Here is a 24,544-nt window from a genome sequence, read left to right on the forward strand (position 1 = left end):
TCGATGTGGTCTGTCAGGAAGAATGCTGGGGGCCGCTACGCGACCCAACGGGGGCAAGCCCCCTCGCCACAGGTTCGTTGTCAGCTCATTGAACCGATCCAGCTTCAGGCTTGTGCGCCACAAACCGCATCATCCACTCCGCAACGGTAGTGCCGTGATGTTCGTGCTCAAGGCTCGCCATACCTTTCGAGTAAATCTGCTCGCCCAGTGCTTGCTGACGAATATCTAACAGCGCACGCGAGTAATCGTGAATGAATTCCGGATGCCCCTGGAAGCACAGCACCTGATCGTTGATGTGGTACGCGGCAAACGGGCAGAAATCGCTGGAAGCGATGACCGTGGCGTTTTCCGGGAGCGCGGTGACCTGATCCTGGTGGCTGATCAACAAGGTCAGTTCTTCCCTCAGTGGGCTCATCCACGGCGCCTTGGCGGCGAGTTTGTAGTTGTGGGTGCCGACGCCCCAGCCTTGGGTCGCGCGTTCACTCTTGCCACCCAGCAGCAGCGCTAACAGTTGATGGCCGAAGCACACGCCCAGCAGTTTGTCGCCGCGCTCGTAGCGGGTCAGCAGGTAAGTCCTGAGGGTTTCAATCCACGGGTCGGTGCCGAAGGAATCGGCCTTGCTGCCGGTGACCAGATAGGCGTCGAAGGTCAGCTCATCGCCGGGATACTCGCCCTGCATCACGTTGTACACGGTGAACTCGGCAGCGATGGGTTGCTGCGAAAACAGACGCTGGAACATCTGCCCGTAACCCTGATATTGATCGACCAGTTCCGGACGCAGGATGTCGGTTTCCAGAATGCAGATGCGTAACGACATAAAAAATACCTGACACGTGATGGGAATAATGCACACCCCAGAGCCTGCCTTGAAACACAGTGGCAAGGCAAGCCCCGGAATGCGTCACCCGTCCCCTAGAACGCCTCCCCTTTAGCCGCTTTCTCCAGTAATAGCGCAGGGGGGGCGAATCGCTCGCCATACTGCTCCGCCAGGTACTGGGCGCGGGCGACGAAATCTTTCACGCCGTACTGGTTGATGAACTGCAGCGCGCCGCCAGTCCAGGCTGCGAAGCCGATGCCGAAGATCGAGCCGACGTTGGCGTCCGCCGTCGAGGTCAACACACCCTCCTCCACACAGCGCACGGTTTCGATGGCTTGCACGAACAGCAGCCGATCACGCACGTCCTTGGGCGAAATCTGCCCGTCAGCCTTCTCGAAACGGCTTTTCAGCTCTGGCCACAGATGCTTCTGCCCACGGGCCGGATAGTCGTAAAAACCACCACCCGCAGCCTTGCCCGGACGCTTGTATTCGTTGAGCAGCAAGTCAATCACGGCGAACGCCGGGTGCTCAATCAGCGGTTTCCCTTCTGCTTGCAGGTCTTTGGCGGTTTGCTGGCGGATATGGCTCATCAAGCTGAGGGAAACTTCGTCGGAGATCGCCAGAGGTCCGATCGGCATGCCGGCCTTGCGCGCTTCGGTCTCGATCATCGGCGCGCTCACGCCTTCGCCCAACATGGCGATACCTTCGTTGGTGAATGTGCCGAACACCCGCGAAGTGAAGAAACCACGACTGTCGTTGACCACAATCGGCGTTTTCTTGATTTGCTGTACGAAATCGAACCCGCGAGCCAGGGTTTCGTCGCTGGTGTGGGCACCTTTGATGATTTCCACCAAGGGCATTTTCTCCACGGGGCTGAAGAAATGCAGGCCGATGAACTTGCTCTGATCCGGCACGGCGGTCGCGAGGCCGCTGATTGGCAAGGTCGACGTGTTGGAAGCAATCACCGCATCCGGGCCAACGACTTTTTGCGCCGCCGAAGAGACGTTGGCTTTCAGATCGCGATCTTCAAACACCGCTTCAATGATCAGATCACAACCGGCCAGGTCGGCATCGTTTTCAGTGGGGTGAATTCGCGCCAGCGTGGCATCGCGCTGATCGGCACTCAATTGGCCACGCGCAACCTTCTTGTCCAGCAGCGCCGCCGAATGAGCCTTGCCCTTCTCCGCGGCCGCAAGATTGATGTCCTTGAGCACCACGTCGATGCCGGCCGACGCGCTGACAAAGGCGATTCCGGCGCCCATCATGCCTGCGCCCAACACGCCCACTCGACGCGTCACGTAAGGTGCAAAGCCCTGGGGCCGCGAGCCGCCGGCATTGATTTCGTTGAGCTGGAACCAGAACGTGCCAATCAGGTTTTTCGACACCTGGCCGGTGGTCAATTCGGTGAAGTAACGGGTTTCGATCAGGTGCGCGGTGTCGAAATCCACCTGAGCGCCTTCCACCACGGCGCAGAGGATTTTCTCTGGCGCGGGCAGACAGCCCTGGGTTTTGCTGCGCAGGATCGACGGCGTGATGGCCAGCATTTGCGCGACTTTCGGGTTCGACGGCGTGCCACCGGGAATCTGGTAACCCTTCACGTCCCAGCGCTGCACAACCGAAGGATTGGCGATAATCCAGGCGCGAGCCTTGGCCAGCAGTTCATCACGATCCGTCGCCAACTCATCAATCAAACCTGCCCGCAACGCCTGCTGCGGCCGGACTTTCTTGCCTTCGAGCAGATAAGGCAAGGCTTTTTCAATACCGAGCATCCGCACCATTCGCACCACTCCCCCGCCGCCCGGCAGCAGGCCGAGGGTCACTTCCGGCAGGCCGAGTTGCACCGAAGAATCGTCCAGCGCCACCCGGTGATGGCACGCCAGGCAGATTTCCCAACCGCCGCCCAACGCGGCGCCGTTGATCGCGGCGACCACCGGTTTGCCGAGGGTTTCCAGGGTTCGCAGCTGCCCTTTGAGCGTCAGCACCATGTCATAGAAGGCTTTGGCTTCAGGCTTGCCGACCTTGATCAGTTCATTGAGGTCACCGCCGGCGAAGAAGGTTTTCTTGGCCGAGGTGATGATCACGCCGGCGAGGGTGTCTTTGTCGGCAACGAGTCTGGCAACGCACGCGGCCATGGCTTCGCGGTAGACAGCGTTCATGGTGTTGGCGCTCTGGCCCGGCATGTCGATGGTCAGGACGACGATCTGATCCTGGCCTTTTTCGTAACGGATGGCTTCGGTCATGATGAAAGTGCTTCCTTGAAGTCGGTCGGGGCTCAGAGGCGTTCGATGATGGTGGCGATGCCCATGCCGCCGCCGACACACAGCGTCGCGAGGCCATAGCGCAGGCGTCGGGTTTCCAGTTCATCGAGCAACGTGCCGAGGATCGCGCAGCCAGTGGCACCCAGCGGGTGGCCCATGGCGATGGAGCCGCCGTTGACGTTGACCTTGTCCGGGTCGATCGCCATGTCCTTGATGAATTTCAGCACCACCGAGGCAAAGGCTTCGTTGACTTCGAAGAGGTCGATGTCTTCGACCCGCAGCCCGGCTTTGGCCAATGCCTTGCGGGTGGCCGGCGCGGGACCGGTAAGCATGATGGTCGGATCGGTGCTGGTGACCGCCGTGGCGACAATCCGCGCCCGCGGTTGCAAACCCAACGCCCGGCCCTTGGCTTCGGAGCCGATCAGCATCAGCGCCGCGCCATCGACGATCCCGGAACTGTTACCCGCCGTGTGCACGTGGTTGATCCGCTCAACATGGCTGAAGACCCGAAGCGCGGTGGCATCGAAGCCCATTTGCCCGATCATCTCGAAACTCGGCTTGAGCTTGCCCAAACCTTCCATGGTCGATCCGGCGCGGATGAATTCATCGTGATCGAGCAGGATAATGCCGTTCTGGTCCTGCACCGGCACCAGCGATTTGTTGAACGAACCGTCGGCCCTTGCCCGAGCAGCCTTTTGCTGGGAGTGCAGCGCATAGGCATCGACGTCTTGACGGCTGAAGCCTTCCAACGTGGCGATCAGATCAGCGCCCACGCCTTGAGGGGCGAAATGGCTGTGAAAACTGGTTTCCGGGTCCTGTGCCCAGGCGCCGCCATCGCTGCCCATCGGCACGCGGGACATGGACTCGACGCCACCGACCACCACCAGGTCTTCGAAGCCGGAACGCACTTTCATCGCGCCGAGGTTCACCGCCTCCAACCCCGAGGCGCAGAAGCGGTTGATCTGCAAACCCGCCACGCTGACGTCCCAATCCGCCACCTGGGTCGCGGTTTTGGCGATGTCGGAACCCTGGTCGCCGATGGGCGTCACGCAGCCAAGTACCACATCGTCGACCTGACTGGTATCGAGGGACGTGCGCTGTTGCAGCGCCGTGAGCAGCCCGGCAACCAGGTTCACCGGTTTGACGCTGTGCAAGGCGCCATTGGCCTTGCCTTTGCCGCGGGGCGTGCGTAACGCGTCGAAAATCAAAGCTTGGGTCATGACGTCCTCGAACCTGAGCGGGGTGTAAATACAGAGTCCCACTCTTAGGCCGAGCGGCCCTGGATTCAATGACCGCAGCGCTCACTGAGGTTGACGGTCACGCTCAGACGGACGGTAGGCAACGACCCAATTAACCGATTCAGGACACCAAGCTGTCTAGCAAACGGACGCCCAAGAAGCTGGCAATAGGCCTCATGCCTTTTTAAGAGCAATTTATGTGACGTCCATACGAAATGGATCTAAACCAAGCGTGACGCGGGCTCTAAGGTGAACTTGTACGAAGTTGTCGTCGGGTTTTGCCGAGGCGCTCGTCAAACAGGAAGTGCAACGCTCTGCCGTCATGGAGAAATGCAGGCAGGCATCAGGAAATAACAATAAAGGCGGTCAAGCCATGTTCAAACAATCGAAAGTACGTCAAGCCGGGCTCATTCTTTTCGCCACTACGCTGTTGTTGATTTTGCCGAACCTGACCAAGGTGATCGGCTAGTCGGTCAATAAAAAATACGGCGCCAGGTTTTATATCGCCCTCTAAAAATGTCACTGGCTCGCTACCCGGGCCAGCGTGGGTGTGCCAATCTTTGCGGCACTTCCACGACATGGACGGCGATCATTTGAAAACGCTCATTCTGTTCGGGGCCTTGCTGCTCAGCACGCCTCTGTCTGCCGCACAGCTGAACCTTGAGCTGGGCGCGAGCAGTCGCACCTGGCAAACCGAGGAGTTGCTCAAGCATCCTCAGGTTCAGACCATCACCATTAGCAACGATGTTTCCTACAAACGGGACATGAGCTATCGCGCTGTTCCCGTGGCTGCACTGTTGACGGGCATCAAGCCTGAAGACCATTTACAGGCGGTAGCCCTGGATGGTTTTGCCGCAGAACTGTCAGCCGCGCCGTTGCTCAATACCCAGGGTGCGCGCGCATGGTTGGCGATTGAAGAACCCGCCAAGCCGTGGCCACCGCTGTCGGAAGGCAAACCCGGCGCCGGGCCGTTCTATCTGGTCTGGACCGATCCGCAGGCGGGCGACATCAGCCCCGAGCAATGGCCCTTTCAAGTGGCGAGCATCAAGCGCTTGGCACCGGTGGCCGAGCGCTTCCCTGCCCTGCTGCCCGATCCGGCCTTGAAGGCTGACGATCCGGTGAATAAGGGCTTTGCGCTGTTTCAGAAGAATTGCCTGGCGTGCCATCGATTGAACGGCGCCGGGGATGCGCAGTTTGGGCCTGACCTGAATATTCCGTTTAACCCGACCGAGTACTTCGGCGCAGATTTCCTCAAGCGCTACATTCGTGATCCGCAGAGCTTGCGCCAGTGGCCACAGGCGAAGATGCCCGGGTTCTCGGCGACGGTGTTGCCGGACGGGGATCTGGAGAGGTTGGTGGGGTATTTGAAGCACATGGCTGGACGCAAAGTGGCGTTGACCAAATAAACACACACCTGTGGCGAGGGGATTTATCCCCGTTGGGCCGCGCAGCGGCCCTGAAACCTGCCTGTGATAATTCCACTGACACACTGTACTGCCTGATTTTTTAGGGCCGCTGCGCGGCCCAACGGGGATAAATCCCCTCGCCACAGGTCAGCCCCTCACCATAGAAGTCGCCCCGCCGCAGTGAATCGCGATTACTGTTGCTGGACGGAGATCACCGGCATCGGCGTCGGTGACACAAACACCTTCGCATGCATCTGCTCGCAACCACCGCCACGCCGCATGCCACGCACCGGGCAGGCATCCAGGTAATCCAGGCCCACCGCCAGTTTCAGATGACGCTCCGGCCGCGCCAATTCATTGGTCACGTCAAAGCTGTACCAGGCGTCGTCGAGCCAGGCTTCCGCCCAGGCGTGACTGGCCAGGTGTTCGCTGTTCTCGCTGTACAAATAGCCCGACACATAACGCGACGGAATGCCCAGGCTGCGAGCGCAGGCGAGAAACGCATGGGTGTGGTCCTGACAGACGCCCGAACGCCCGGCGAAGGCCTGCGCGGCGCTGGTGTCCACTTCGGTGGAGCCCGGCGTGTACGTCATGTGCTGGTTCAAGCCATGCATCAAATCGATCAGCGCCGTGCGATCCCGACGTTGCTTGCATTCTTTCTCGGCGAACGCACGCAGGGCTTCGTCGGCTTCGGTCAGGCGCGTGAAACGCAGGAACGGCAGCGCCGACTGGCTTTCATGCTCCGCCTCACGCAATTCGTCGATGTCCACCTGGCCACGAGCGCCGATGATGATCGCCTCATGAGGCTCATCCAGGGTCAGCACGTGCAGGATGTTGCCGAACGGATCGAGTTGCGCGCGCACCGGGCGCGGCAAGTCGAGTTGCCAGCTGAGCACGTGCTGGCGCTCGCTGTCGTGGGGGGTCAGTCGCAAGTACTGGATGCTCGCCCGCACCTGATCTTCGTAGTGATAGGTGGTCTCGTGGCTAATGGAAAGTCTCATGCAGCCTCCAGGTAGGAACTGTGTATGGCGTTACCCAACTGGCGCACCAGCGGGATGAACTCGGTCAGCCAGGCGTGCAGGCCTTCGTCGAGAATTTCGGTGATGCCGGTGTAGCGCAGGCGTGCGTCCATTTCCGCGGCCAAACGTTGCGCGGGACGGCCGTTGGCCCCCGGCAACTGGGCGAGGATCTGGTCGATTTCTTCAGTGCAGGCGCGCAATGAACGCGGCACGTCAGCACGCAGTAGTAGCAACTCAGCCACATGCCGGGCGCCGGGCGCATCGCGGTAGATCTCGGTGTAGGCCTCGAACGAGGACAACGCCCGCAGCAAAGCACTCCACTGGTAATAGGCGTGCGCCGTGCCGTCGCTGACCGCCTCGGCCTGATCGCCGGCCATTTCGTAGCGGGCGTCGAGCAGGCGCAGCGTGTTGTCCGCCCTTTCGATAAAGGTGCCCAAACGAATGAAGCGGAACGCATCGTTACGCATGATCGTGCCGTAGGACGCGCCGCGGAACAGGTGGGAGCGTTCCTTGATCCACTCGCAGAATCGACTCATGCCGTAGCGGCTCAAGCCCTGATCGGCAATCCCGCGAATTTCCAGCCAGGTGGCATTGATGTTTTCCCACATGTCGGCGGTGATTCGCCCACGCACCGCATGGGCACTGGCCCGCGCCGAACCGAGGCAACTGTAGATACTCGCCGGATTAGCTGCGTCCAGAGCGAAGAAATGCAGCAGCCGTTCGGCGTGCAAATCGCCGTGGCGTTCCAGGTAATCGTCCAGGGTGCCGGTGATCAGCAAAGGCATGGCGAGTTCATGCAGGCCGTCACCACGGCCATCCTGTGGCATCAGCGACAGCGAATAACTGATGTCGAGCATCCGTGCGAGGTTTTCCGCCCGCTCCAGGTAACGCGACATCCAATACAAATCCGAGGCAGTTCTACTTAACATGGCAGGCTTCCTTCAATCCTCGACCACCCAGGTGTCCTTGGTTCCACCGCCCTGGGATGAATTCACCACCAGGGAGCCTTCGCGCAGGGCAACACGGGTCAAACCGCCGGGCACAACCCGGGTTTCGCGGCCAGACAATACAAACGGACGCAGGTCGATGTGGCGTGGAGCGATGCCGTTTTCGACAAAGGTCGGACAGGTCGACAGGGACAACGTCGGTTGCGCGATGTACGCATGGGGCTTGGCTTTGATCCGCGCGCGGAAAGATTCGATTTCCGCCGCCGTCGCCGCCGGCCCGACCAGCATTCCGTAACCGCCGGAGCCCTGGGTTTCCTTGACCACCAGCTCTGGAAGATTGGCCAGTACGTGGGACAGTTCAGAGGGATTACGACACTGCCACGTCGGCACATTCTTCAGAATCGGCTCTTCATCAAGGTAGAAACGGATCATGTCCGTGACGAATGGATACACCGACTTGTCGTCCGCGACCCCGGTGCCGATGGCGTTTGCCAGCACGACATTGCCGGAGCGGTAGGACGACAGCAGTCCTGGAACGCCAAGCATCGAGTCAGGGTTGAACGCCAGCGGATCGAGGAACGCATCGTCGAGGCGACGGTAGATCACATCGACGGCTTTCGGCCCGTCCGTGGTGCGCATGAACACCTTGTCATCGCGCACGAACAGGTCCGCGCCTTCCACCAGCTCAACGCCCATTTCCCGCGCCAGAAACGCATGTTCAAAGAACGCGCTGTTGAAACGACCCGGCGTCAGTACCACCACGCTCGGGTTATCAATCGGGCTGGAGCTTTTCAGGGTGTCGAGCAACAGGTTCGGATAGTGATCGATGGGGGCAATGCGCTGGGCCGCAAACAACTCTGGGAACAACCGCATCATCATCTTGCGGTCTTCCAGCATGTAGCTGACGCCGCTCGGCGTGCGAAGATTGTCTTCAAGCACGTAGTACGTGCCGTCGCCATCGCGCACCAGATCGACACCAGAGATGTGGGAATAGATATCGCGGTGCAAATCCAGCCCTTGCATCGCCAACTGGTATTGCTCGTTGGCCAGCACCTGCTCGGCCGGAATGATGCCGGCCTTGATGATGCGCTGCTCGTGATAGAGGTCGGCGAGGAACATGTTCAACGCCTTGACCCGCTGAATGCAGCCGCGCTCGACGACTCGCCATTCACTGGCGGGGATGCTGCGGGGGATGGTGTCGAAGGGAATCAGGCGCTCTGTCCCTTGCTCATCACCATAGAGCGTGAATGTAATCCCGGCGCGATGAAATAACAGATCGGCCTCGCGTCGCCGTTGTGCCAAAAGCTCGTCAGGCGTTTCGGCCAGCCAACGGGCAAACTCCCGATAATGCGGGCGGACCTGGCCGCCGGCATCGTACATCTCATCAAAATAGGTGCGGATCATGCCGTACTCCTTGTCACCCGGACATCTGGGCTTCGCAAAGCCCGTGCCATCGGCATAAACGCTTTGATATCAATCAGTTGGATAATCGCACTGCACGCACCGCACCAATCCTGTGCGGTAAATGCCCCCACTTGATCGCCCCCGCTTCATTGCGAAGCAATGTTGTCGCCTATCACCAGCATAGCCAGAGTTGATTTCACTGCCCGGGAGTCGATGCGGATAATCCGCGCATTCGCTGAAAATCTTGACGAACTTCCCTTTAGCCGCCTGTTTAGGCCGCTTTTTTTTGCTTTTTTGAAACGTTATGAATCAAAAACATGATCAAGAGATCGCAGCCTCGTTTCACTCGACAGCTCCTACAGGAGAAAACGAGGCTGCGATCTTTTGACTTTTCAAACCTTGAAAACGAAAACGGCCAACCCTGAGGTCAGCCGTTGCTGAGTGTTGTCATTGTTCATAAGTTATGCGAGTCGCCCTCGTACCTCCTGCTTGACGCCCCATCCTTCGATGATGCCGCCCAAAGGCTCGACCACCGCCTCGAAATCCTGCTCAAAATCGCCGATACCGTCATAGGTGGCGTACATCACTTTGCTCAGTTCCAGGTACCACGCGCCGTCGTCGCGCACGCTGATTTGTGCATTCAAGGATTCACCACAGTAATGCCCTGCCGCCCTGCGTGCCCGCTCCTCGTCCGGAAAAATGGCGTAGAACTCGATGGGATGGAATCGTGAAAAGTCGAAGCCGCCTTCTTTCATGCGGCGCAAGACGCTGGTGCTGATGTCTTCTTGATAGGCTGTGCTCATGAAACGTCCCCCTCAGACTGATGGATAGACTTTCCGTATTCCCGGCACTCGCAACCGAATGGGGCGAGCGATGCGGCAACAACGTTGCCGGTGGGAAGCAAGCATGTAGCTGACAAGACCAGACCTTAGCGATCCGTTCGCTGATCTCGATTGCAGAGTAGCCTCAAGATAGAGCCGCTGCCAAGGCCTGGTTAGGAATGTGACAGGAGATGTTCAGATTGGCGTGATACTGAGGATTTCAATGCTGTACTGGGTCTTCAGACTTTTGACAGTCGGATCATCGGTGCGCCCTTCCAGATCGTTGAGGTCCAGTTCGGCAGCCACAGGCAGACACCGGGCGCGAATGAGCTTCGCGGCTTGTTCGTTGTTCGGGCATTCATCGCTCTCGAACACCTCGTCAACTTGTTCACCGTGATCATCAACGAAAGTGACTTTCCACTTTTGCATCAGGTGCCTCCTCGATAAAACCCATGGATGGGCTTACATGTATCTCGACATTCTTCCCCGGCCAATCGTTCAACCGGACCTTCTATAAGTGAAGCATGAAAAAAGGGCCGTCTCCGGTGTGTTTTCACACAACCTGAGAGGACCCTTTCTGGCTTGCTCGATATCAGTCGTTGCTAGGCTTGTTCACAGCCTGCAGGACGTATTGAGGCAAGGCGAACGCGCCGATGTGGATTTCCGGATTGTAGTAGCGGGTGATGATGCCGCTGCCGGCGAAGCGTTGCTGCAGGGTTTCGCGGGACAATTTGCGATAGGCGGTATTGGTCGCGCCCCAGGCGAAGGTCATGGCGCCGCCGATGTAGGTTGGCACGGCCGCCTGATAGAAGTGCCAGTCCGGGAACAGGCTGCGCAGGCGCCCGGCGGTGGTTTTGACTTCTTCGATTTGCATGAACGGCGTGCCGTTCTGGGTCACCAGGATGCCGCCTTCGTTCAGGCAGCGACGGCAGGCCTGGTAGAAGTTTTCCGAGAACAGCACTTCGCCCGGGCCGATCGGGTCGGTGGAATCGGAAATGATCACGTCGAATTTTTCGGTGGTGGTGGCGACGAAACGCATGCCGTCGTCGATCACCAGGTTCAGGCGTGGATCAGCGAACGCACCCTTGGAGTGGTTCGGCAGGAATTCTTTGCACATGTCGACCACGGTGCCGTCGATCTCGACCATGGTGATGTGCTCGATGCTGCGGTGCTTGGCCACTTCACGCAGCATGCCGCCGTCGCCGCCACCGATGATCAGCACGCGCTTGGCGGTGCCATGCGCCAGGATCGGCACGTGGGTCAACATCTCGTGGTAGATGAATTCGTCGGCTTCGGTGGTCTGGATCACGCCGTCCAGCGCCATGACGCGGCCCATGCGCGAGTTTTCGAAAATCACCAGGTGCTGGTGTTCGGTGCGCACTTCGTGCAGCAGTTTTTCCATGCGAAAACGCTGGCCGTAGCCTTCGTAGAGGGTTTCCAGATACTCGCTGGTCGGGGTGTTGCTCATGGGAAGTGCTCCGATGAATGCGGGTGGCAACGGACGGTTGCCCGCCCATGATGGCCAATCGATCAGCTCGATTGCCCCGGGAAAGGTGCGAATTCTAAGTTGCGGAACATGACAGGTCGAACCTTCGTCTGTCGGGTAGGCATAGAACAGTGTGGGAGCGAGCCTGCTCGCGATAAACGATAACGCGGTTTACAGGGAAACCGAGGCGTCTGCATCGCGAGCAGGCTCGCTCCCACAGGGGAAAGGTGTCGGCTTTGGGTGCGTATTCAGATTCGGACGTTGCCTCGTGGCCCGGCGATGGCCCAGATGATCAGGCCCAGCACCGGCAGCAGCAGGATCAGCAGCACCCAGATGATTTTCATCCCTGTGTCGGCACCACTTTTGAGCACGTTGATGATTGCCCAGATATCCAGGGCAAGAATAATCAGGCCAATCAGACCGTTGAACGTGGAACCCATGGTGTCGCTCCCTAAGAGTGGTTTGCACTCTTAGGATAGCCGGGCCTTGCGAGGGTTCCGTTTTTTAAACGTGGACGGCAATTTTGAGGGCTTCCAGCGAGGGTGCGGCAGCGATGCCGACTTTGGCGCACAACTCGAGCACGCGCGGCACGTCGTTGCCGTAGACCAGCACCACTTGCAGTTCGTCGTCGAGCAACTGACTGAAATTCATCAGCGTGTAACCGCCGTTTTCCTTGTTCATGCTGCTCATCTGCACCTGAATGCGATTGAGTGCGGTCAGGGCTTCAGTCTTGGCCAGTTGCTTGGGTTTGATATTGAAATCAACGCCGGGGCCGAACGAGGAAACGATCTGGGCGAACAGGTCCACATAGGTGTCGGCCTGGAACAGCACGGTCTCCGGCAAACTGCCGATGACGACCCACTCGCCCAGCGGAATCGGGAACGTGTCGTCGTAGTTGATATCCGGATTGGCCGTCAGAAAGGCCTCGGGATCGGCGTAGGCCTGGGCCGCTTCGTCAGCGACTTTCAGGATTTCGTCATCGCTCATGCACCCGGAGCTGATTTTGCTGATGAGTTCGACGAGTGCGGCTTTCATGGGGCGGAATCCTGTTGCGAGGGAATTTTGAAGGCGCGAAGAATAGCGCATTACGTCCCGCAATTCCTGTGCGCGAGCACAGCCGGGAATGTTGACACACATCAAGGTCCGACACGCGGAGTAGCGGCACAATACTGGCACCTTGCCGAAACTGTTTCCGCTATCAGAGAAGACCTCCATGGGTGCCTGGCTTAGCAATATCTCGCTGAAATACAAATTCTGGGCGGTCAACGCCGTCGCCTTTGTCACGACCTTGTTGTTGGTGTTGTACGCCGTGCAGCTCGAACAACAGGCCCGCAGCCATGCTTATCAGGCATCGGCACAAGCCCAGGCGCGACTGCTCAACGCCTGGCCTGCCGGGCAACCGCTCCCCAAAGCCGATAACGTGCTGACTTTCAGTCGCGGGCAGGCACCGTTGCTGAACGGGCAGCCGGTACTGGAACTGGCCGATACCAACGGCTGGGTCGGAATCAATGCGATGCCGCTGTTCGGCAGCAATCCGCTAATGGGCGCTGAAGTGTTTACGCGTACGGATGGCAACCAGGTCGCGGTGATTGCCCATGGCCCGAGCCTGACCCAGGTATTTGGTGAGCGCTTCCCCAACTATGCCGTGGCGGTGGCGATCCTGATGCTGGCGATGCTAGGTGCTTCGCAGTTGTTGATCCGCTTCCTGCTCAGCCAACTCAATACACTGAAGGACGTCATGCTTCACGTCGAGAAAACCGGTGACCTGTCGGCCCGTGTGCCGCTGGCCTGCACTGACGAGGTCGGGCAGATGGCCAATGCCTTCAACGCCATGCAGGCCGGTTACCAGCGGGTGGTCAACACCGTTGCCAGCACCGCCCGGCAACTGGATGTCGGCGCGGCGCGGCTGGCGTCGAGCATGAACGAGGTACGTCACGGCATGCTCGGCCAGCAAAGCGAAACCGATCAGGCCGCCACGGCGATCAACGAAATGACTGCCACGGTCTATCACATTGCCCAGCACGCCGGCGCCACCCGCGACCTCTCGCAAACCGCCGACACCCTGGCCGGCAGCGGGCAGGAAGTAGTCAGCCGGGTGCAGAAGTCGATTGCCGGGTTGTCCAGCGGGGTGCAACAGACTGCCGAGATGATTCAGCGTCTGGCCGAGGACAGTCAGAAGATCAACGGCGTGGTCAGTGTGATTCACAGCATCGCCGAGCAGACCAATCTGCTGGCGCTGAACGCAGCGATTGAAGCAGCCCGTGCCGGTGAAATGGGTCGCGGTTTTGCGGTGGTCGCCGATGAAGTGCGTAATCTGGCCAAGCGTGTGCAGACCTCAACTGACGAGATCACGATCATGGTTTCCGCGTTGCAGGCCGGGACTCGGGACGCGGTGGATTTCATGCAGGAAAGCTCGTTCAAGGCCGACGATTGCGTGCAGCAGGCTCAGGAGGCCGGCGCAGCCTTGGCGGAAATTACCAGCGCCGTGGCGCAGATGCGTGAAAGCAACACGCAGATCGCCGTAGCGGCCGAGCAGCAGAGCCACGTGGCCGAAGAGATGAATCGGGCGGTGGTGAGCATTCGGGATGTGACCGAGAACACCGTGCAGCAGACCGTGGATTCGGCGACTACCAGCAATGAGCTGGCGGCGTTGGCCGGGGAATTGAGCAAGGCTATAGGGCAGCTCAAGCTTTGACGGCCCCTTCGCGAGCAGGCTCGCTCCCACAGTGGATCTCTTTTGTACCAAAAAATAATGGTCACTGAAGATCACATGTGGGAGCGAGCCTGCTCGCGAAGGCGTCAGTTCAATCAACATCAATTCCGAACATGACACCTATCACTCCGATAGCCAGCCTTGATTCGCCGACTGGTTTGACCCGGCCTATTCTTTGTTCAAGAGCCTCAACGAACCAAGGATTACCATCATGGGCAAACGTCACCCCAACCTCCCCGCCTGGCAATGGCGAGCGTACCCGAACAATCACCAGCACCCGACCAATCTGGTGCTGCACCTGATTGCCGTACCGCTGTTCATCGTGGCGTTTCTGCTGATTGTCTCGGGAGTGTTCAGTCTGAGTTTCGCGAATGTCGCGATTGGCGTCATCGGCCTGCTTGCCGCCCTTGGCCTGCAACGCCACGGTCACCGCCTGGAGGCGCAAGCCGCCGAGCCGTTCAGTGATCGCAAAGATGCCGTGTCGCGCTTGCTGGTCGAGCAGTTTCTGACCTTCCCACGGTTCTTCCTGAGCGGCGGCTGGTGGCGCGCCTGGCGTGAGCGCCACCGTCGTCACTGATCAGGCGAAAATCGTCACCGTCTGCCGGCTCATGGCAATCAACTGACCGTTCGCGTTCCACAATTTCGCGGCCGCATGACCATAGCCGTCAGCGGCATGTTCGATTTCAACCAGGTATTTGCACCAGTCCAGCGTGCTCAATTCAAGCAACGGCTGAACGAATTCGATGGTCCAGGTCAGCGTGCTGCCCATCGCCGGTTTCTTCAGGTGCGGCAACAGTGCCGGTGGCCAGGCGTCGACCAGCGCCAGGATATGCGACTCGCTGACTGCCTCTTCCTTCACGTCCCCACGCAAGCGCACCCAGCCGCCCATCTCGCGGGATTTGTTGCCCGTGAACGGCAGACCGCCGACGCTCCAGCGCATCGCCAGATGCCGCATGAATTCCGGGGTCACGCCCTTGATGTAAGGCAATTCCTGGCAGTCGTCCCAGTGCTTCATCTCGGGTGCCGGTTCGGCGATCACCGCCACTTCCGACGGTCGCGAGGCGCCGAAGCTGCCCTGGACCAACGTCACCACCTGGCCCTTCTGCATCGCCCGACCCAGCACTTGGCTGACCGCTTTGCCTTCACGCAACACATCGACTTCAAAGCTGACCGGCACTTCAGGCTCGACCGGGCCGACAAAGGTGATCGCCAACGAGCGCACCGGACGATCCGCCGGGACTTTTGCGCGCATGGCTTCGTACTGCAAGGCGGCCACCAGGCCACCGAAACTGGCACGCCCCTGAGCCCATTCGGCCGGGATAGACAGCTCCAGCGGCTGGCTGTGGACAGCGTCGAGCAGATCGGAAAAGCGCATGGAAACCTCAGAGCGGGAAAAGGATGAAGGAATCTTAACCAGCCTGCGGGAGTGGCACAGCGCTTATTCCGGCCAAATTGACTGACAGATAGGCCGGATGTGCATGCCCTGTGTAGGAGCTGCCGAAGGCTGCGATCTTTTGATCTTTAGCGTCAGCGATTATGCCGAAAATCAAAAGATCGCAGCCTTCGGCAGCTCCTACAGGGCTACGGTGGTATCAGGATTTGAAACAGGCAGCGCTGAGTTTGTCGAGGACGCGGTCGGCGCGGCCTTCGGCCTTGGCCATGGCGGTTTTCCAGGCCGCGACGCAGGGCTGCAAATCGGCTTCCTGTTCGGCCCTGACCAGCCATTGCCAACAGTCGTGCCAATCGCCCAAGGCACCTTGCGCGGACTTCAAGCGTGGCATCGCCGCTTTCGGCAGTCGATCCAGTTCGGGATAGGCTTCGATGCCATAGCGCACGCGTTTGATCAGCAGGCGCAAACGGTGGCGATCGTGCGCCGGATCGTGCAGGGCCTGATCGAGTTTCTTCCATTGCTTGGCCAAACGTTTTTCGATGCGCTGACGCAAGCCCTTGAGCAATCCCTGACGCTGAGAGGCACGCAGAAAACGCGGAAAGGCGTCGAGGATCATCAGCAACTGCGCCACTTCAGGACTCGTCGCGACCGCCGGGTAAGCCTCGGCCATCTGCGCCATACGCCGCTGGGCAGCTTCGGGTTGATCATGTTCGAGCAAGTACGCCGCCAACACTTCGCGATCGCGCAACGGCGTAGTCAGGTCGCCGACCCGGGACGCCGCCGCTTCCAGCTGTTCGACACCGGGCAAGCCGCGCAATGGCCGCAGCAGACTGCGCAAACGGCGAACCGTGGTGCGCAGATCGTGCAGCGCTTCAGGGTCGGTGAGCGCACTCAAGCGTGCCTGACAGGCCAGCAACCGAACTTCCAGGCCCAGGACATGGGCCACCAACCGATCAACCAAGGCAGACATCGCTTGCTCCCTGAATCGAATTGCCCCTAATGCCTACATCATGCCTCAACGGCCGGCGCGCGACTCGCGAATATAGAAACGCGCCTTCTCGGCCTTCTTGGTGCAGCCTTCGAACCCTTCGAATTGCTGCTGAGTCTTGGCCGCCGTCAACAGCGATAGGGCCTTGGAGTAGCTGACGGTCCCGGCGAAACCTTCGGCCTTGGCCAGATCCAGTTCATGCCACGCCGCATCAAGCCCGCTGCCGCAGCTGTCACGGTAAGCGGTTTTGCCGGCGCAACCGGCAAGTGCCAGGGCAATCAAAGGCACACAGATCCAGGCTTTCATTACTCACACCTCAAAAATAGGTCAACAGTCGTGCAGGTAAGACGGTCTGGCGCGTGAAAAGTGCCTTGGCCCCGCCTCGGAAACTCTAGCGCTCGCGAGAATACCCATCTGCCACCAAAGAGTGTCGAAAAAACGACGCCCTCGCCTCGCGGAACGACCTTAGCGATTGAAGCGCGCCCCTCGATGGGTGCATTGTTGAACCTTGTCAGACGAGGGCGATTCATGAAAAAGCGTGTCGCGCTGGTGCTGGGCTCAGGTGGGGCCCGGGGCTACGCCCATATCGGGGTCATTGAAGAGATCGAACGGCGTGGCTACGACATCGCCTGCATCGCCGGATGTTCCATGGGCGCGGTGGTCGGCGGAATCTACGCCGCCGGCAAACTCGACGAATATCGCAACTGGATTGAAAGCCTTGATTACCTCGACGTCTTGCGTCTGGTGGACGTCAGTTTTCGTCTGGGTGCGATTCGCGGGGAGAAGGTTTTCGGACAGATCCGCAAGATCGTCGGCGAGATCAATATTGAAGACTTGCGCATCCCTTACACGGCGGTAGCCACCGACCTGACCAACCAACAGGAAATCTGGTTCCAGGAAGGCTGCCTGCACCAGGCCATGCGCGCCTCGGCGGCGATTCCCAGCCTGTTCACCCCGGTGATGCAGGGCAACCGCATGCTGGTGGACGGCGGCATCCTCAACCCTTTACCGATCGTGCCGGTGGTGTCGAGTCATTGCGACCTGATCATCGCGGTCAACCTCAACTCCACCAACCAGCGCCACTATCAACTGCCGGTGATCCAGCGCCCGGCGGCGTTCAAGACCCGTTTCGACAGCCTGATCAGCTCACTCGGTTCAAAACTGCCCTTCCGCCGTAAACAGGCGGAACAGTTGCTGCTGCTGGAAAAGGAAGCATTGATGGCAGAAGCGGCCGAGATCAACCCGTGGATCGAATCCGCCGAACCCGAAGCCCAACAACCGGCTGCCGCCCCAGAACGCGACGGCGCACCGAAGTCCGCCACCGGCTCGTTCATCATCGACAACGTTGGGCCGGCGTCTTTGCTGGACCTGATCAACCAGAGTTTCGAGGTGATGCAAACCTCATTGGCGCAGTACAAGATCGCCGGTTATCCGCCGGATATTTTGATCAACGTACCAAAGCGAGTGTGCCGGTTTTTCGAGTTTTACAAGGCGCCGGAATTGATCGCGCTGGGGCGGGAGATTGCGCGGGATACGCTGGATCGGTATGAGAGTGAGCGGGATTCCTGAGAATCTCGAGTGCAGCAACTGGCCTCATCGCGAGCAAGCTCGCTCCCACAATTGATCTTAGGTGGACACAAAATTTGTGTATCACCTAAATCCACTGTGGGAGCGAGCTTGCTCGCGAAGGGGCCGGATCATTCAATACAAAACTAAAGACTGTCCTCACTCAACAACCGATACCCGACCCCCGCCTCGGTGACGATGAACCGCGGCTGCGTCGGATCATCTGCCAGTTTCTGCCGCAAGTGCCCGACCACAATCCGCAAATAGTGAGTGTCTTCGGTATGGGTCGGCCCCCAAATATCCTTGAGCAATTGCTGCTGAGTGATGACCCGCCCCGGATGTCGCGCCAGTTGCGCCAGCACCGCGTATTCCTTGCGGGTCAGCGCGACTTCGGTGCCATCGAGCAATACCCGGCGATAAGCCAGATCCACGGTCAATGGGCCGAACATCAGCGCCGCCGGTTGAGCCTCTCCCACCGGCGCCTGACGCAACAACGCACGAACCCGGGCCAGAAACTCCTGAATGCCAAATGGCTTGGTCACGTAGTCGTTGGCGCCGCCGTCGAGCGCTTCGACTTTCTGCCCTTCACTGGCGCGCACCGAGAGCACCAGTACCGGCACAGTCGACCACTCGCGAAACTCGCGCAGCACTTGCTGGCCGTCCATGTCCGGCAGGCCGAGGTCGAGTACCAGCAGGTCCGGTTTATTCAGTGCAGCCTGGGCCAGGCCTTCGGTGCCAGTGCCGGCCTCCAGCACTTTGTAGCCCTGGGAAACGAGGCTGATACGCAGGAATTTGCGGATCTGCGGTTCGTCGTCGATGACCAAAATGGTCGCGGTCTGGCTCATGAATTCACATCAACAAAAAGAAGTGGCAAGAGAGTAGCGCAAACGCGTTCAGGCTTCACTTTCGTATCCCGGTTGAGTCTGCAACGGCAGGTGCAAGGTGATGCAGGTGCCGCGCCCTTCGATGCCATCGGCGACACTGATCCGCCCGCCATGGGCACCGACCATGCCCTGACAGATCGCCAGCCCTAAACCCGTTCCCTGCCCGCCACGATCACCGCGCGCGGCGGTGTAGAACATGTCGAAAATCTTAGCTCGCTCTTCCTGCGGAATCCCCGGCCCTTCATCACTCACCGAAAAAAACAGCTCGCTGTCGTCGGCCCCGGCGCGCAATTGCAGGCGGCCGTGAGATGGTGAAAACCGCGCGGCGTTTTCCAGCACGTTGACCAGCGCCTGTTCGATCAGCGCGGCGTGGACATACAGCAGCGGCAACTCCGGCGGCACTTCGGTGGTCACCTGCAACGGCGCCAGCACGGCGCGCAGACGATTGAGCGAACTGCCGACGATGTCGGCCGGCGACACCCAGTCCCGCGCCAGCTTCAGGGCACCGTGCCCGAGGCGGGTCATGTCCAACAGGTTTTGGATGTAGCGATCGAGGCGCTCGGCTTCATCGCGGGTGCCTTCGAGCAGTTCGCGGCGATCCTCCAGCGGGATCGCCTCACCGAGGGCCAACAGGCTGTCGATGCTGCCGCGCATGGAGGTCAGCGGCGTGCGCAGATCGTGGGACACCGAGGCCAGCAAGGCGCTGCGCAGTTGCTCGGTTTCGCCGTGCAGCCGAGCGGCTTCGAGGTCTTCGGCCAATTGCGCCCGGGCCAGCGCCTGGGCCAGAGGCTGGCTCAGCGCGGTCAACAAACGCCGACGCTGACCGCTCAAGGTCTGGCCCTCTTTGGCACACACACCGAGCAATGCCAGCGGCCCGTCTTCCACCGACAACGGCCACCACCACCAACGCCCGAACGGCAGCGTGCCGGTGCCCGCGCCGGCCGGTTGATCGTGTTGCCAGGCCCAATCGGCGGCAGCGCGCTCGGCTTCGGAAAACTCCAGCGGGCCACCGGTTTCGACTTTCCAGCCGCCCTGCCCGTCTTGATTGAGCAGGCAGAGTTGCAGATCACTCCAGCCATCAAGGTGCTGGGCCGCTGCGCTGACCACCGCCTGGCGGTCGGTGGCAGCGGTGAGTTTGCGCGACAGGTCGAGCAGTTCGGTGGTCTCTTCCTGAGTGTCGCGCAGCGCCTGCAATTGCCGCCGTTGCCGGGCCGCGAGGTTACCGGTAAGGGCCGCCATCAGCAGGAAGAACAGCAAGGTCAGCACGTCCTCTTCGCGCTGGATGCTGAAGGAGAAATTCGGCGGGATGAACAGAAAGTCATAGGTCAGAAACGACAGCGCCGCACAAGCCAGCGCCGGGCCAAGGCTGCTGCGCACCGCCACCAGCAACACCGCGGCGAGGAACACCAGCGAGATATTGGGCAGCGGCAAGACACTCGCCACCGCCCAGGCCAACGCACTGGCGAGCACCGTCGCCACCAGCGCCAGCGCGTAATCGAACCACACCAGTGCCTGCGCCGAACGCTGACGCGGTTGATGCTGTTCGTGATCGCTGTCGAGGACGTTGATTTCCAGCCCGCGCGCATCGCGCAGCAAACGCGACGCCAGTCCGCCGCCGAACAAACGTCGACGCAAACGCTGCCGCGACTGCCCCACCAACACCAGACTCGCGCGGCGTTCGGCGGCGTGCTGGATCAGGGTTTTCGCCACCTCGCCGGCGCGCAGCAGCACCACTTCGCCGCCGAGGCGTTCGGCCAATTGCTGGGCACTTTGCAGACGCAGGCGCGACTGCTCGTCGCGCACACTGCCGTTGTCCACATGCACCAGGCTCCACGGCAAATGCCGACGCTGGGCGACGCGACTGGCGTGACGCACCAACCGTTCGGCCTGTGCATCGCCATCGACGCCGACCAACAGGCGACCGCGCACCGCTGGCGCCGCTTGGCCGAGCTGGCGATAGCCCTGGGCCAAATCATCATCGACCTGAGCGGCGGCGGTTTGCATCGCCAGTTCCCGCAGGGCCGTGAGGTTGGTCTGGGTGAAGAAGGCATCGATCGCCGCCCTCGCCTGCTCCGGCACGTAGACCTTGCCATCGCGTAGACGCTCGAGCAGCTCGCGCGGTGGCAGGTCGATCAGCAGCAGTTCGTAGGCTTCTTGCAGCACCCAGTCCGGCAGGGTTTCGCGGACCTGCACACCCGTGATGCCACGCACTTTGTCGTTAAGACTTTCCAGGTGCTGGACGTTGACCGTGGTGAACACGTCGATGCCTGCCGCGAGCAGTTCCTGAATGTCTTGCCAGCGTTTGGTGTGGCGACTGCCGGGGGCGTTGCTGTGGGCCAGTTCGTCCACCAGCACCAGTTTCGGTTTGGCGGCGAGCAAGCTGTCGAGGTCCATTTCTTCGAGCATCACGCCACGGTATTCCGAGCGCACCAAGGGCTGCTGCGGCAAGCCGCCGAGCAGCGCTTCGGTCTCGGCGCGACCGTGGGTTTCGACCACGCCGGCAATGACTTTCACGCCTTGGCGCAGTTGGGTGTGGGCCGCTTGCAGCATGGCGTAGGTCTTGCCGACACCGGGTGCGGCGCCGAGAAAAACCTTGAGCCGGCCACGGCCATCGCGGGGCAGGTCTGCTAACAGCGCGTCGGCGCGGCCGGAGTCACTCATTTGTCATTGCCTTGTTCGTCTTGGGATTGGGGTGTTGCCATAAAAGATCGCAGCCTTCGGCAGCTCCTACAGGTGTACGCAAATCCAATGTAGGAGCTGGCGAAGCCTGCGATCTTTTGATCTACAGGTTTTCCAACGCGATGTTCAGCGCCAACACGTTCACCACCGGCGGCCCCACGAGTGGCTGCTCGATGTGCGCATCCATCAATTGTTGAAGGGTCGCCACCGGCAGATTGCGCGCCGCTGCAACACGCGCCAGTTGATAGGCAATCGCGGCCGGTGGCAAGTGTGGATCGAGGCCGCTGCCGGAGGTGGTGACCATCGCCAATGGCACTGGCCCCTGTCCCGGCACCAGCAGTTTGTTGGCATCATCGGTCACCCGAGTGGCCAGGGCCGGGTTGCTCGGCGAAAGGTTGCTGGCACCGCTCGCTACGGTGGCAAAGGCACCGGCCGATGGCCGTGGATGGAACCAGGCGTCACCGACGAAATCCTGCGCAATCAGCGACGAACCACGGACCTTGCCATCGGCGTCGTGGACCAGACTGCCATTGGCTTGATCGGGGAATGCGACCTGGGCGACACCGGTGACCACCAGTGGATAGGCAACGCCGGTGATCAGGGTCATCAGGACAAGCAGGCTCAGGGCCGGGCGTATCATTGTGGACATTTCAGAATCCTCGAATTTGGAGAAGTTGTGGGGGTGTCAGGGAAATCCACCCCTCACCCCAGCCCTCTCCCCACGGGGGAGAGGGGAAAGGGAGCCGATCTTTGTGCCTTTCAAACCTGAGTTCGACTCGGTCTTTCAGGTCGCTAAATTTCGCAAGACATCCGAGATCAGTCCCCTCTCCCCCCGGGAGAGGGTTAGGGTGAGGGGGTCGATTTAAGCCTCAAACCAAATGCAACGCCGTCAACAGCATGTCGATCGCCTTGATCCCCACAAACGGCACCAGAATCCCGCCCAATCCATAGATCAACAGATTGCGTCGCAACAACGCCGCCGCACTCGCCGCCTGCACCCGCACACCGCGCAATGCCAGTGGAATCAGCACCACGATGATCAAGGCGTTGAACACGATCGCCGAGAGAATCGCGCTCTGCGGACTGCTCAGGTGCATGACGTTCAGCACGCCGAGTTGCGGGTAGATCGAGGCGAACAGCGCCGGCAGGATCGCGAAGTATTTGGCTACGTCGTTGGCGATGGAAAACGTCGTCAACGCACCGCGGGTCACCAGCAGTTCCTTGCCGATCTGCACCACGTCCAGCAGTTTGGTTGGATCGCTGTCGAGGTCGACCATGTTCGCCGCCTCGCGCGCCGCTTGCGTCCCGTCGTTCATCGCCATGCCCACGTCCGCCTGGGCCAGGGCCGGGGCGTCGTTGGCGCCGTCGCCGCACATGGCGACCAGGCGACCGTCGTTCTGCTCGTGGCGAATGCGCGCCAGTTTCTTCTCCGGGGTGGCTTCGGCCAGCACGTCATCGACGCCCGCTTCGGCCGCAATCGCTGCAGCGGTCAGCGGGTTGTCGCCGGTCACCATGACGGTGCGAATCCCCAGTTTGCGCAGTTCGGCGAAACGCTCGCGAATGCCGGGTTTGACCACGTCCTTGAGGTGGATCGCGCCGAGCAATTTACCGTCGGCGCAGACCAGCAATGGTGTGCCGCCGCTCTGGGCGATCTTGTCGATTTCCCGGGACAGGGACGGTGCCACGTCAGCACGTTTCAGGCCGACGAAGGCCAGCAGCGAATCCACCGCGCCTTTGCGATACACGCGGCCCTGATAGTCGACACCGGACAGACGGGTTTCGGCACTGAACGGTACGACGGTCAGCAGTTCGGCGCTCGGCTCTGGCTGCGGATGCAGGCCACGCAGGTACTCGACGATGGATTTGCCTTCAGCGGTGTCATCGGCCAGCGAGGCAAACAACGCACCTTCGGCCAGTTCCTTGGCAGTGACGCCAGGTGCCGCGTAAACCGCTGTGCAACGACGGTTACCAAAGGTGATGGTGCCAGTCTTGTCCAGCAGCAGGACGTGCACGTCCCCCGCCGCTTCCACGGCGCGACCAGACTTGGCGATCACGTTCAGGCGAACCAGACGGTCCATCCCGGCGATACCGATGGCGGACAGCAAGCCACCAATAGTCGTCGGAATCAGCGTGACCAACAACGCCACCAGGAACACCAGCGGCAGGCTGCCGTTGGCGAAGTGGGCGAACGGTTGCAGGGTGACGACCACCAACAGGAAGATCAGGGTCAGGCCGATCAGCAGGATGTCGAGCGCCACTTCGTTCGGGGTTTTCTGGCGTTTGGCGCCTTCGACCAGAGCGATCATGCGGTCTAGGGTCGACTCGCCCGGGTTGACGGTGATGCGCACCAGCAGCCAGTCAGAGACCAGTCGGGTGTTGCCGGTGACGGCCGAACGGTCGCCGCCGGATTCGCGAATCACCGGCGCGGACTCACCAGTAATCGCCGCTTCGTTGACCGCTGCGATACCTTCAATCACCTCGCCGTCACCGGGGATCATTTCCCCCGCTTCAACGCGGACCACATCGCCCTTGCGCAGGCTGGTGGCCGGCACGACTTGAAAGGCGCCGTTGCTGGTTTTGCGACGGGCACTCAGACCTTCGCTACCGGCCTTGAGGCTGTCGGCGCGGGCCTTGCCGCGTCCTTCGGCCAGGGCTTCAGCGAAGTTGGCGAACAACACAGTGAACCACAGCCACAGCGCGATTTGCGCGGCGACGAAGGTCGGCACGCTGCCGTCGGGAATGAAGCACAGCACGGTGGTCAGGATCGCGGTCAGTTCGACCACCAGCATCACCGGCGCACGCTGCAATTGCCGTGGGTCGAGCTTGACGAAGGCTTGCACCAATGCCGGCCGCCACAGGGCCGAGATCGCGGTTTTCGGTTGTTCCGGCGCCTTGACGGTGGCGGTTTTAGTTACGGGCATATTCATC

Annotated in this window: 22 protein-coding genes; 4 read left to right on the forward strand and 18 right to left on the reverse strand. The window is 60.5% G+C overall.

Features of this window, described 5'->3' with window-relative positions:
- Positions 1 to 85: 85 nt before the first annotated feature.
- The 3 genes from ACA059_RS22605 to ACA059_RS22615 all read right to left on the reverse strand — a co-directional run bounded on the left by ACA059_RS22605 (position 86) and on the right by ACA059_RS22615 (position 4,295).
- Positions 86 to 817 carry an amidotransferase gene (locus ACA059_RS22605; RefSeq protein WP_497631065.1) on the reverse strand — a complete coding sequence of 244 codons (732 nt, stop codon included), beginning with the start codon at positions 815 to 817 and terminating at the stop codon, positions 86 to 88.
- A 95-nt stretch (positions 818 to 912) separates the two neighbouring features.
- Positions 913 to 3,057 carry a 3-hydroxyacyl-CoA dehydrogenase NAD-binding domain-containing protein gene (locus ACA059_RS22610; protein WP_497631066.1) on the reverse strand — a complete coding sequence of 715 codons (2,145 nt, stop codon included), beginning with the start codon at positions 3,055 to 3,057 and terminating at the stop codon, positions 913 to 915.
- A gap of 32 nt (positions 3,058 to 3,089) precedes the next feature.
- On the reverse strand, positions 3,090 to 4,295 hold the full coding sequence (locus tag ACA059_RS22615; RefSeq protein WP_497631067.1) for an acetyl-CoA C-acetyltransferase: 1,206 nt from the start codon (positions 4,293 to 4,295) through the stop codon (positions 3,090 to 3,092).
- 596 nt (positions 4,296 to 4,891) lie between these two features.
- Here ACA059_RS22615 and ACA059_RS22620 point away from each other — a divergent pair.
- Positions 4,892 to 5,719 carry a c-type cytochrome gene (locus ACA059_RS22620; RefSeq protein ID WP_497634714.1) on the forward strand — a complete coding sequence of 276 codons (828 nt, stop codon included), beginning with the start codon at positions 4,892 to 4,894 and terminating at the stop codon, positions 5,717 to 5,719.
- Between the two features lie 191 nt (positions 5,720 to 5,910).
- Here the strand turns inward: ACA059_RS22620 and ACA059_RS22625 are convergent, their stop codons facing one another.
- The 8 genes from ACA059_RS22625 to ACA059_RS22660 all read right to left on the reverse strand — a co-directional run bounded on the left by ACA059_RS22625 (position 5,911) and on the right by ACA059_RS22660 (position 12,431).
- Positions 5,911 to 6,720, reverse strand: coding sequence for a transglutaminase family protein (locus ACA059_RS22625; protein ID WP_111450674.1), 810 nt, complete (start codon positions 6,718 to 6,720; stop codon positions 5,911 to 5,913).
- Positions 6,717 to 7,667, reverse strand: a complete 951-nt coding sequence (locus tag ACA059_RS22630; RefSeq protein WP_497631068.1) for an alpha-E domain-containing protein — start codon at positions 7,665 to 7,667, stop codon at positions 6,717 to 6,719. Before ACA059_RS22630 ends, ACA059_RS22625 begins: the two co-directional genes overlap by 4 nt.
- Before the next feature lie 12 nt (positions 7,668 to 7,679).
- Positions 7,680 to 9,089, reverse strand: a complete 1,410-nt coding sequence (locus tag ACA059_RS22635) for a circularly permuted type 2 ATP-grasp protein (RefSeq protein ID WP_074874854.1) — start codon at positions 9,087 to 9,089, stop codon at positions 7,680 to 7,682.
- Positions 9,090 to 9,550: 461 nt separating this feature from the next.
- Complete coding sequence (locus ACA059_RS22640; protein WP_008148805.1) at positions 9,551 to 9,892, reverse strand: ribonuclease E inhibitor RraB; 342 nt, start codon at positions 9,890 to 9,892, stop codon at positions 9,551 to 9,553.
- A gap of 213 nt (positions 9,893 to 10,105) precedes the next feature.
- Positions 10,106 to 10,339 (reverse strand): hypothetical protein, encoded by a 234-nt coding sequence (locus ACA059_RS22645; RefSeq protein WP_129442539.1) that lies wholly within the window; start codon positions 10,337 to 10,339, stop codon positions 10,106 to 10,108.
- A 163-nt stretch (positions 10,340 to 10,502) separates the two neighbouring features.
- The gene (gene speE / locus ACA059_RS22650) at positions 10,503 to 11,378 is read right to left on the reverse strand and encodes a polyamine aminopropyltransferase (RefSeq protein WP_347804214.1); all 876 of its coding nucleotides are present in this window, start codon (positions 11,376 to 11,378) and stop codon (positions 10,503 to 10,505) included.
- 266 nt (positions 11,379 to 11,644) lie between these two features.
- A complete protein-coding gene (locus ACA059_RS22655; RefSeq protein ID WP_008148797.1) occupies positions 11,645 to 11,836 on the reverse strand; it encodes a PLDc N-terminal domain-containing protein in 192 nt (63 codons plus the stop codon).
- 64 nt (positions 11,837 to 11,900) lie between these two features.
- Positions 11,901 to 12,431 (reverse strand): hypothetical protein, encoded by a 531-nt coding sequence (locus ACA059_RS22660; protein ID WP_497631069.1) that lies wholly within the window; start codon positions 12,429 to 12,431, stop codon positions 11,901 to 11,903.
- Positions 12,432 to 12,609: 178 nt separating this feature from the next.
- Here ACA059_RS22660 and ACA059_RS22665 point away from each other — a divergent pair, with 178 nt between their 5' ends.
- Both ACA059_RS22665 and ACA059_RS22670 read left to right on the forward strand, forming a co-directional pair.
- Positions 12,610 to 14,091 (forward strand): methyl-accepting chemotaxis protein, encoded by a 1,482-nt coding sequence (locus ACA059_RS22665; protein ID WP_497631070.1) that lies wholly within the window; start codon positions 12,610 to 12,612, stop codon positions 14,089 to 14,091.
- A gap of 229 nt (positions 14,092 to 14,320) precedes the next feature.
- Positions 14,321 to 14,686: a terminase gene (locus ACA059_RS22670; protein ID WP_497631071.1), complete on the forward strand. Its 366-nt coding sequence runs from the start codon at positions 14,321 to 14,323 to the stop codon at positions 14,684 to 14,686.
- Here the strand turns inward: ACA059_RS22670 and ACA059_RS22675 are convergent, their stop codons facing one another.
- From ACA059_RS22675 to ACA059_RS22685, 3 genes are all read right to left on the reverse strand, one after another.
- Entirely contained in the window at positions 14,687 to 15,484 is a 798-nt protein-coding gene (locus ACA059_RS22675; protein ID WP_497631072.1) for an acyl-CoA thioesterase, read from the reverse strand. It lies immediately after the preceding gene.
- Positions 15,485 to 15,701: 217 nt separating this feature from the next.
- A complete protein-coding gene (locus ACA059_RS22680) occupies positions 15,702 to 16,469 on the reverse strand; it encodes a CHAD domain-containing protein (protein ID WP_497631073.1) in 768 nt (255 codons plus the stop codon).
- A gap of 45 nt (positions 16,470 to 16,514) precedes the next feature.
- Positions 16,515 to 16,793, reverse strand: coding sequence for a hypothetical protein (locus ACA059_RS22685; RefSeq protein ID WP_010461623.1), 279 nt, complete (start codon positions 16,791 to 16,793; stop codon positions 16,515 to 16,517).
- Between the two features lie 222 nt (positions 16,794 to 17,015).
- On the opposite strand from ACA059_RS22685, the gene ACA059_RS22690 reads away from it, so the two are divergent.
- The gene (locus ACA059_RS22690) at positions 17,016 to 18,056 is read left to right on the forward strand and encodes a patatin-like phospholipase family protein (RefSeq protein WP_497631074.1); all 1,041 of its coding nucleotides are present in this window, start codon (positions 17,016 to 17,018) and stop codon (positions 18,054 to 18,056) included.
- A 143-nt stretch (positions 18,057 to 18,199) separates the two neighbouring features.
- On the opposite strand, the gene ACA059_RS22695 is transcribed toward ACA059_RS22690, so the two are convergent.
- The 4 genes from ACA059_RS22695 to kdpB all read right to left on the reverse strand — a co-directional run bounded on the left by ACA059_RS22695 (position 18,200) and on the right by kdpB (position 24,543).
- Complete coding sequence (locus ACA059_RS22695; protein ID WP_497631075.1) at positions 18,200 to 18,898, reverse strand: response regulator; 699 nt, start codon at positions 18,896 to 18,898, stop codon at positions 18,200 to 18,202.
- 48 nt (positions 18,899 to 18,946) lie between these two features.
- Positions 18,947 to 21,598, reverse strand: coding sequence for a DUF4118 domain-containing protein (locus ACA059_RS22700; protein WP_497631076.1), 2,652 nt, complete (start codon positions 21,596 to 21,598; stop codon positions 18,947 to 18,949).
- A gap of 121 nt (positions 21,599 to 21,719) precedes the next feature.
- Positions 21,720 to 22,265 (reverse strand): potassium-transporting ATPase subunit KdpC, encoded by a 546-nt coding sequence (gene kdpC, locus ACA059_RS22705; protein WP_497631077.1) that lies wholly within the window; start codon positions 22,263 to 22,265, stop codon positions 21,720 to 21,722.
- 220 nt (positions 22,266 to 22,485) lie between these two features.
- Positions 22,486 to 24,543, reverse strand: a complete 2,058-nt coding sequence (gene kdpB, locus ACA059_RS22710; protein WP_497631078.1) for a potassium-transporting ATPase subunit KdpB — start codon at positions 24,541 to 24,543, stop codon at positions 22,486 to 22,488.
- Between the last annotated feature and the right edge of the window lies 1 nt (position 24,544).

Source organism: Pseudomonas sp. LBUM1647 (genome assembly GCF_059716175.1).

What these genes read in the sequence shown, in the direction of transcription:
- ACA059_RS22605 (WP_497631065.1), bottom strand. Translation starts at nt 817, where the DNA reads ATGTCGTTACGCATCTGCATTCTGGAAACCGACATCCTGCGTCCGGAA.
- ACA059_RS22610 (WP_497631066.1), bottom strand. Translation starts at nt 3,057, where the DNA reads ATGACCGAAGCCATCCGTTACGAAAAAGGCCAGGATCAGATCGTCGTC.
- ACA059_RS22615 (WP_497631067.1), bottom strand. Translation starts at nt 4,295, where the DNA reads ATGACCCAAGCTTTGATTTTCGACGCGTTACGCACGCCCCGCGGCAAA.
- ACA059_RS22620 (WP_497634714.1), top strand. Translation starts at nt 4,892, where the DNA reads ATGGACGGCGATCATTTGAAAACGCTCATTCTGTTCGGGGCCTTGCTG.
- ACA059_RS22625 (WP_111450674.1), bottom strand. Translation starts at nt 6,720, where the DNA reads ATGAGACTTTCCATTAGCCACGAGACCACCTATCACTACGAAGATCAG.
- ACA059_RS22630 (WP_497631068.1), bottom strand. Translation starts at nt 7,667, where the DNA reads ATGTTAAGTAGAACTGCCTCGGATTTGTATTGGATGTCGCGTTACCTG.
- ACA059_RS22635 (WP_074874854.1), bottom strand. Translation starts at nt 9,089, where the DNA reads ATGATCCGCACCTATTTTGATGAGATGTACGATGCCGGCGGCCAGGTC.
- ACA059_RS22640 (WP_008148805.1), bottom strand. Translation starts at nt 9,892, where the DNA reads ATGAGCACAGCCTATCAAGAAGACATCAGCACCAGCGTCTTGCGCCGC.
- ACA059_RS22645 (WP_129442539.1), bottom strand. Translation starts at nt 10,339, where the DNA reads ATGCAAAAGTGGAAAGTCACTTTCGTTGATGATCACGGTGAACAAGTT.
- speE (WP_347804214.1), bottom strand. Translation starts at nt 11,378, where the DNA reads ATGAGCAACACCCCGACCAGCGAGTATCTGGAAACCCTCTACGAAGGC.
- ACA059_RS22655 (WP_008148797.1), bottom strand. Translation starts at nt 11,836, where the DNA reads ATGGGTTCCACGTTCAACGGTCTGATTGGCCTGATTATTCTTGCCCTG.
- ACA059_RS22660 (WP_497631069.1), bottom strand. Translation starts at nt 12,431, where the DNA reads ATGAAAGCCGCACTCGTCGAACTCATCAGCAAAATCAGCTCCGGGTGC.
- ACA059_RS22665 (WP_497631070.1), top strand. Translation starts at nt 12,610, where the DNA reads ATGGGTGCCTGGCTTAGCAATATCTCGCTGAAATACAAATTCTGGGCG.
- ACA059_RS22670 (WP_497631071.1), top strand. Translation starts at nt 14,321, where the DNA reads ATGGGCAAACGTCACCCCAACCTCCCCGCCTGGCAATGGCGAGCGTAC.
- ACA059_RS22675 (WP_497631072.1), bottom strand. Translation starts at nt 15,484, where the DNA reads ATGCGCTTTTCCGATCTGCTCGACGCTGTCCACAGCCAGCCGCTGGAG.
- ACA059_RS22680 (WP_497631073.1), bottom strand. Translation starts at nt 16,469, where the DNA reads ATGTCTGCCTTGGTTGATCGGTTGGTGGCCCATGTCCTGGGCCTGGAA.
- ACA059_RS22685 (WP_010461623.1), bottom strand. Translation starts at nt 16,793, where the DNA reads ATGAAAGCCTGGATCTGTGTGCCTTTGATTGCCCTGGCACTTGCCGGT.
- ACA059_RS22690 (WP_497631074.1), top strand. Translation starts at nt 17,016, where the DNA reads ATGAAAAAGCGTGTCGCGCTGGTGCTGGGCTCAGGTGGGGCCCGGGGC.
- ACA059_RS22695 (WP_497631075.1), bottom strand. Translation starts at nt 18,898, where the DNA reads ATGAGCCAGACCGCGACCATTTTGGTCATCGACGACGAACCGCAGATC.
- ACA059_RS22700 (WP_497631076.1), bottom strand. Translation starts at nt 21,598, where the DNA reads ATGAGTGACTCCGGCCGCGCCGACGCGCTGTTAGCAGACCTGCCCCGC.
- kdpC (WP_497631077.1), bottom strand. Translation starts at nt 22,265, where the DNA reads ATGTCCACAATGATACGCCCGGCCCTGAGCCTGCTTGTCCTGATGACC.
- kdpB (WP_497631078.1), bottom strand. Translation starts at nt 24,543, where the DNA reads ATGAATATGCCCGTAACTAAAACCGCCACCGTCAAGGCGCCGGAACAA.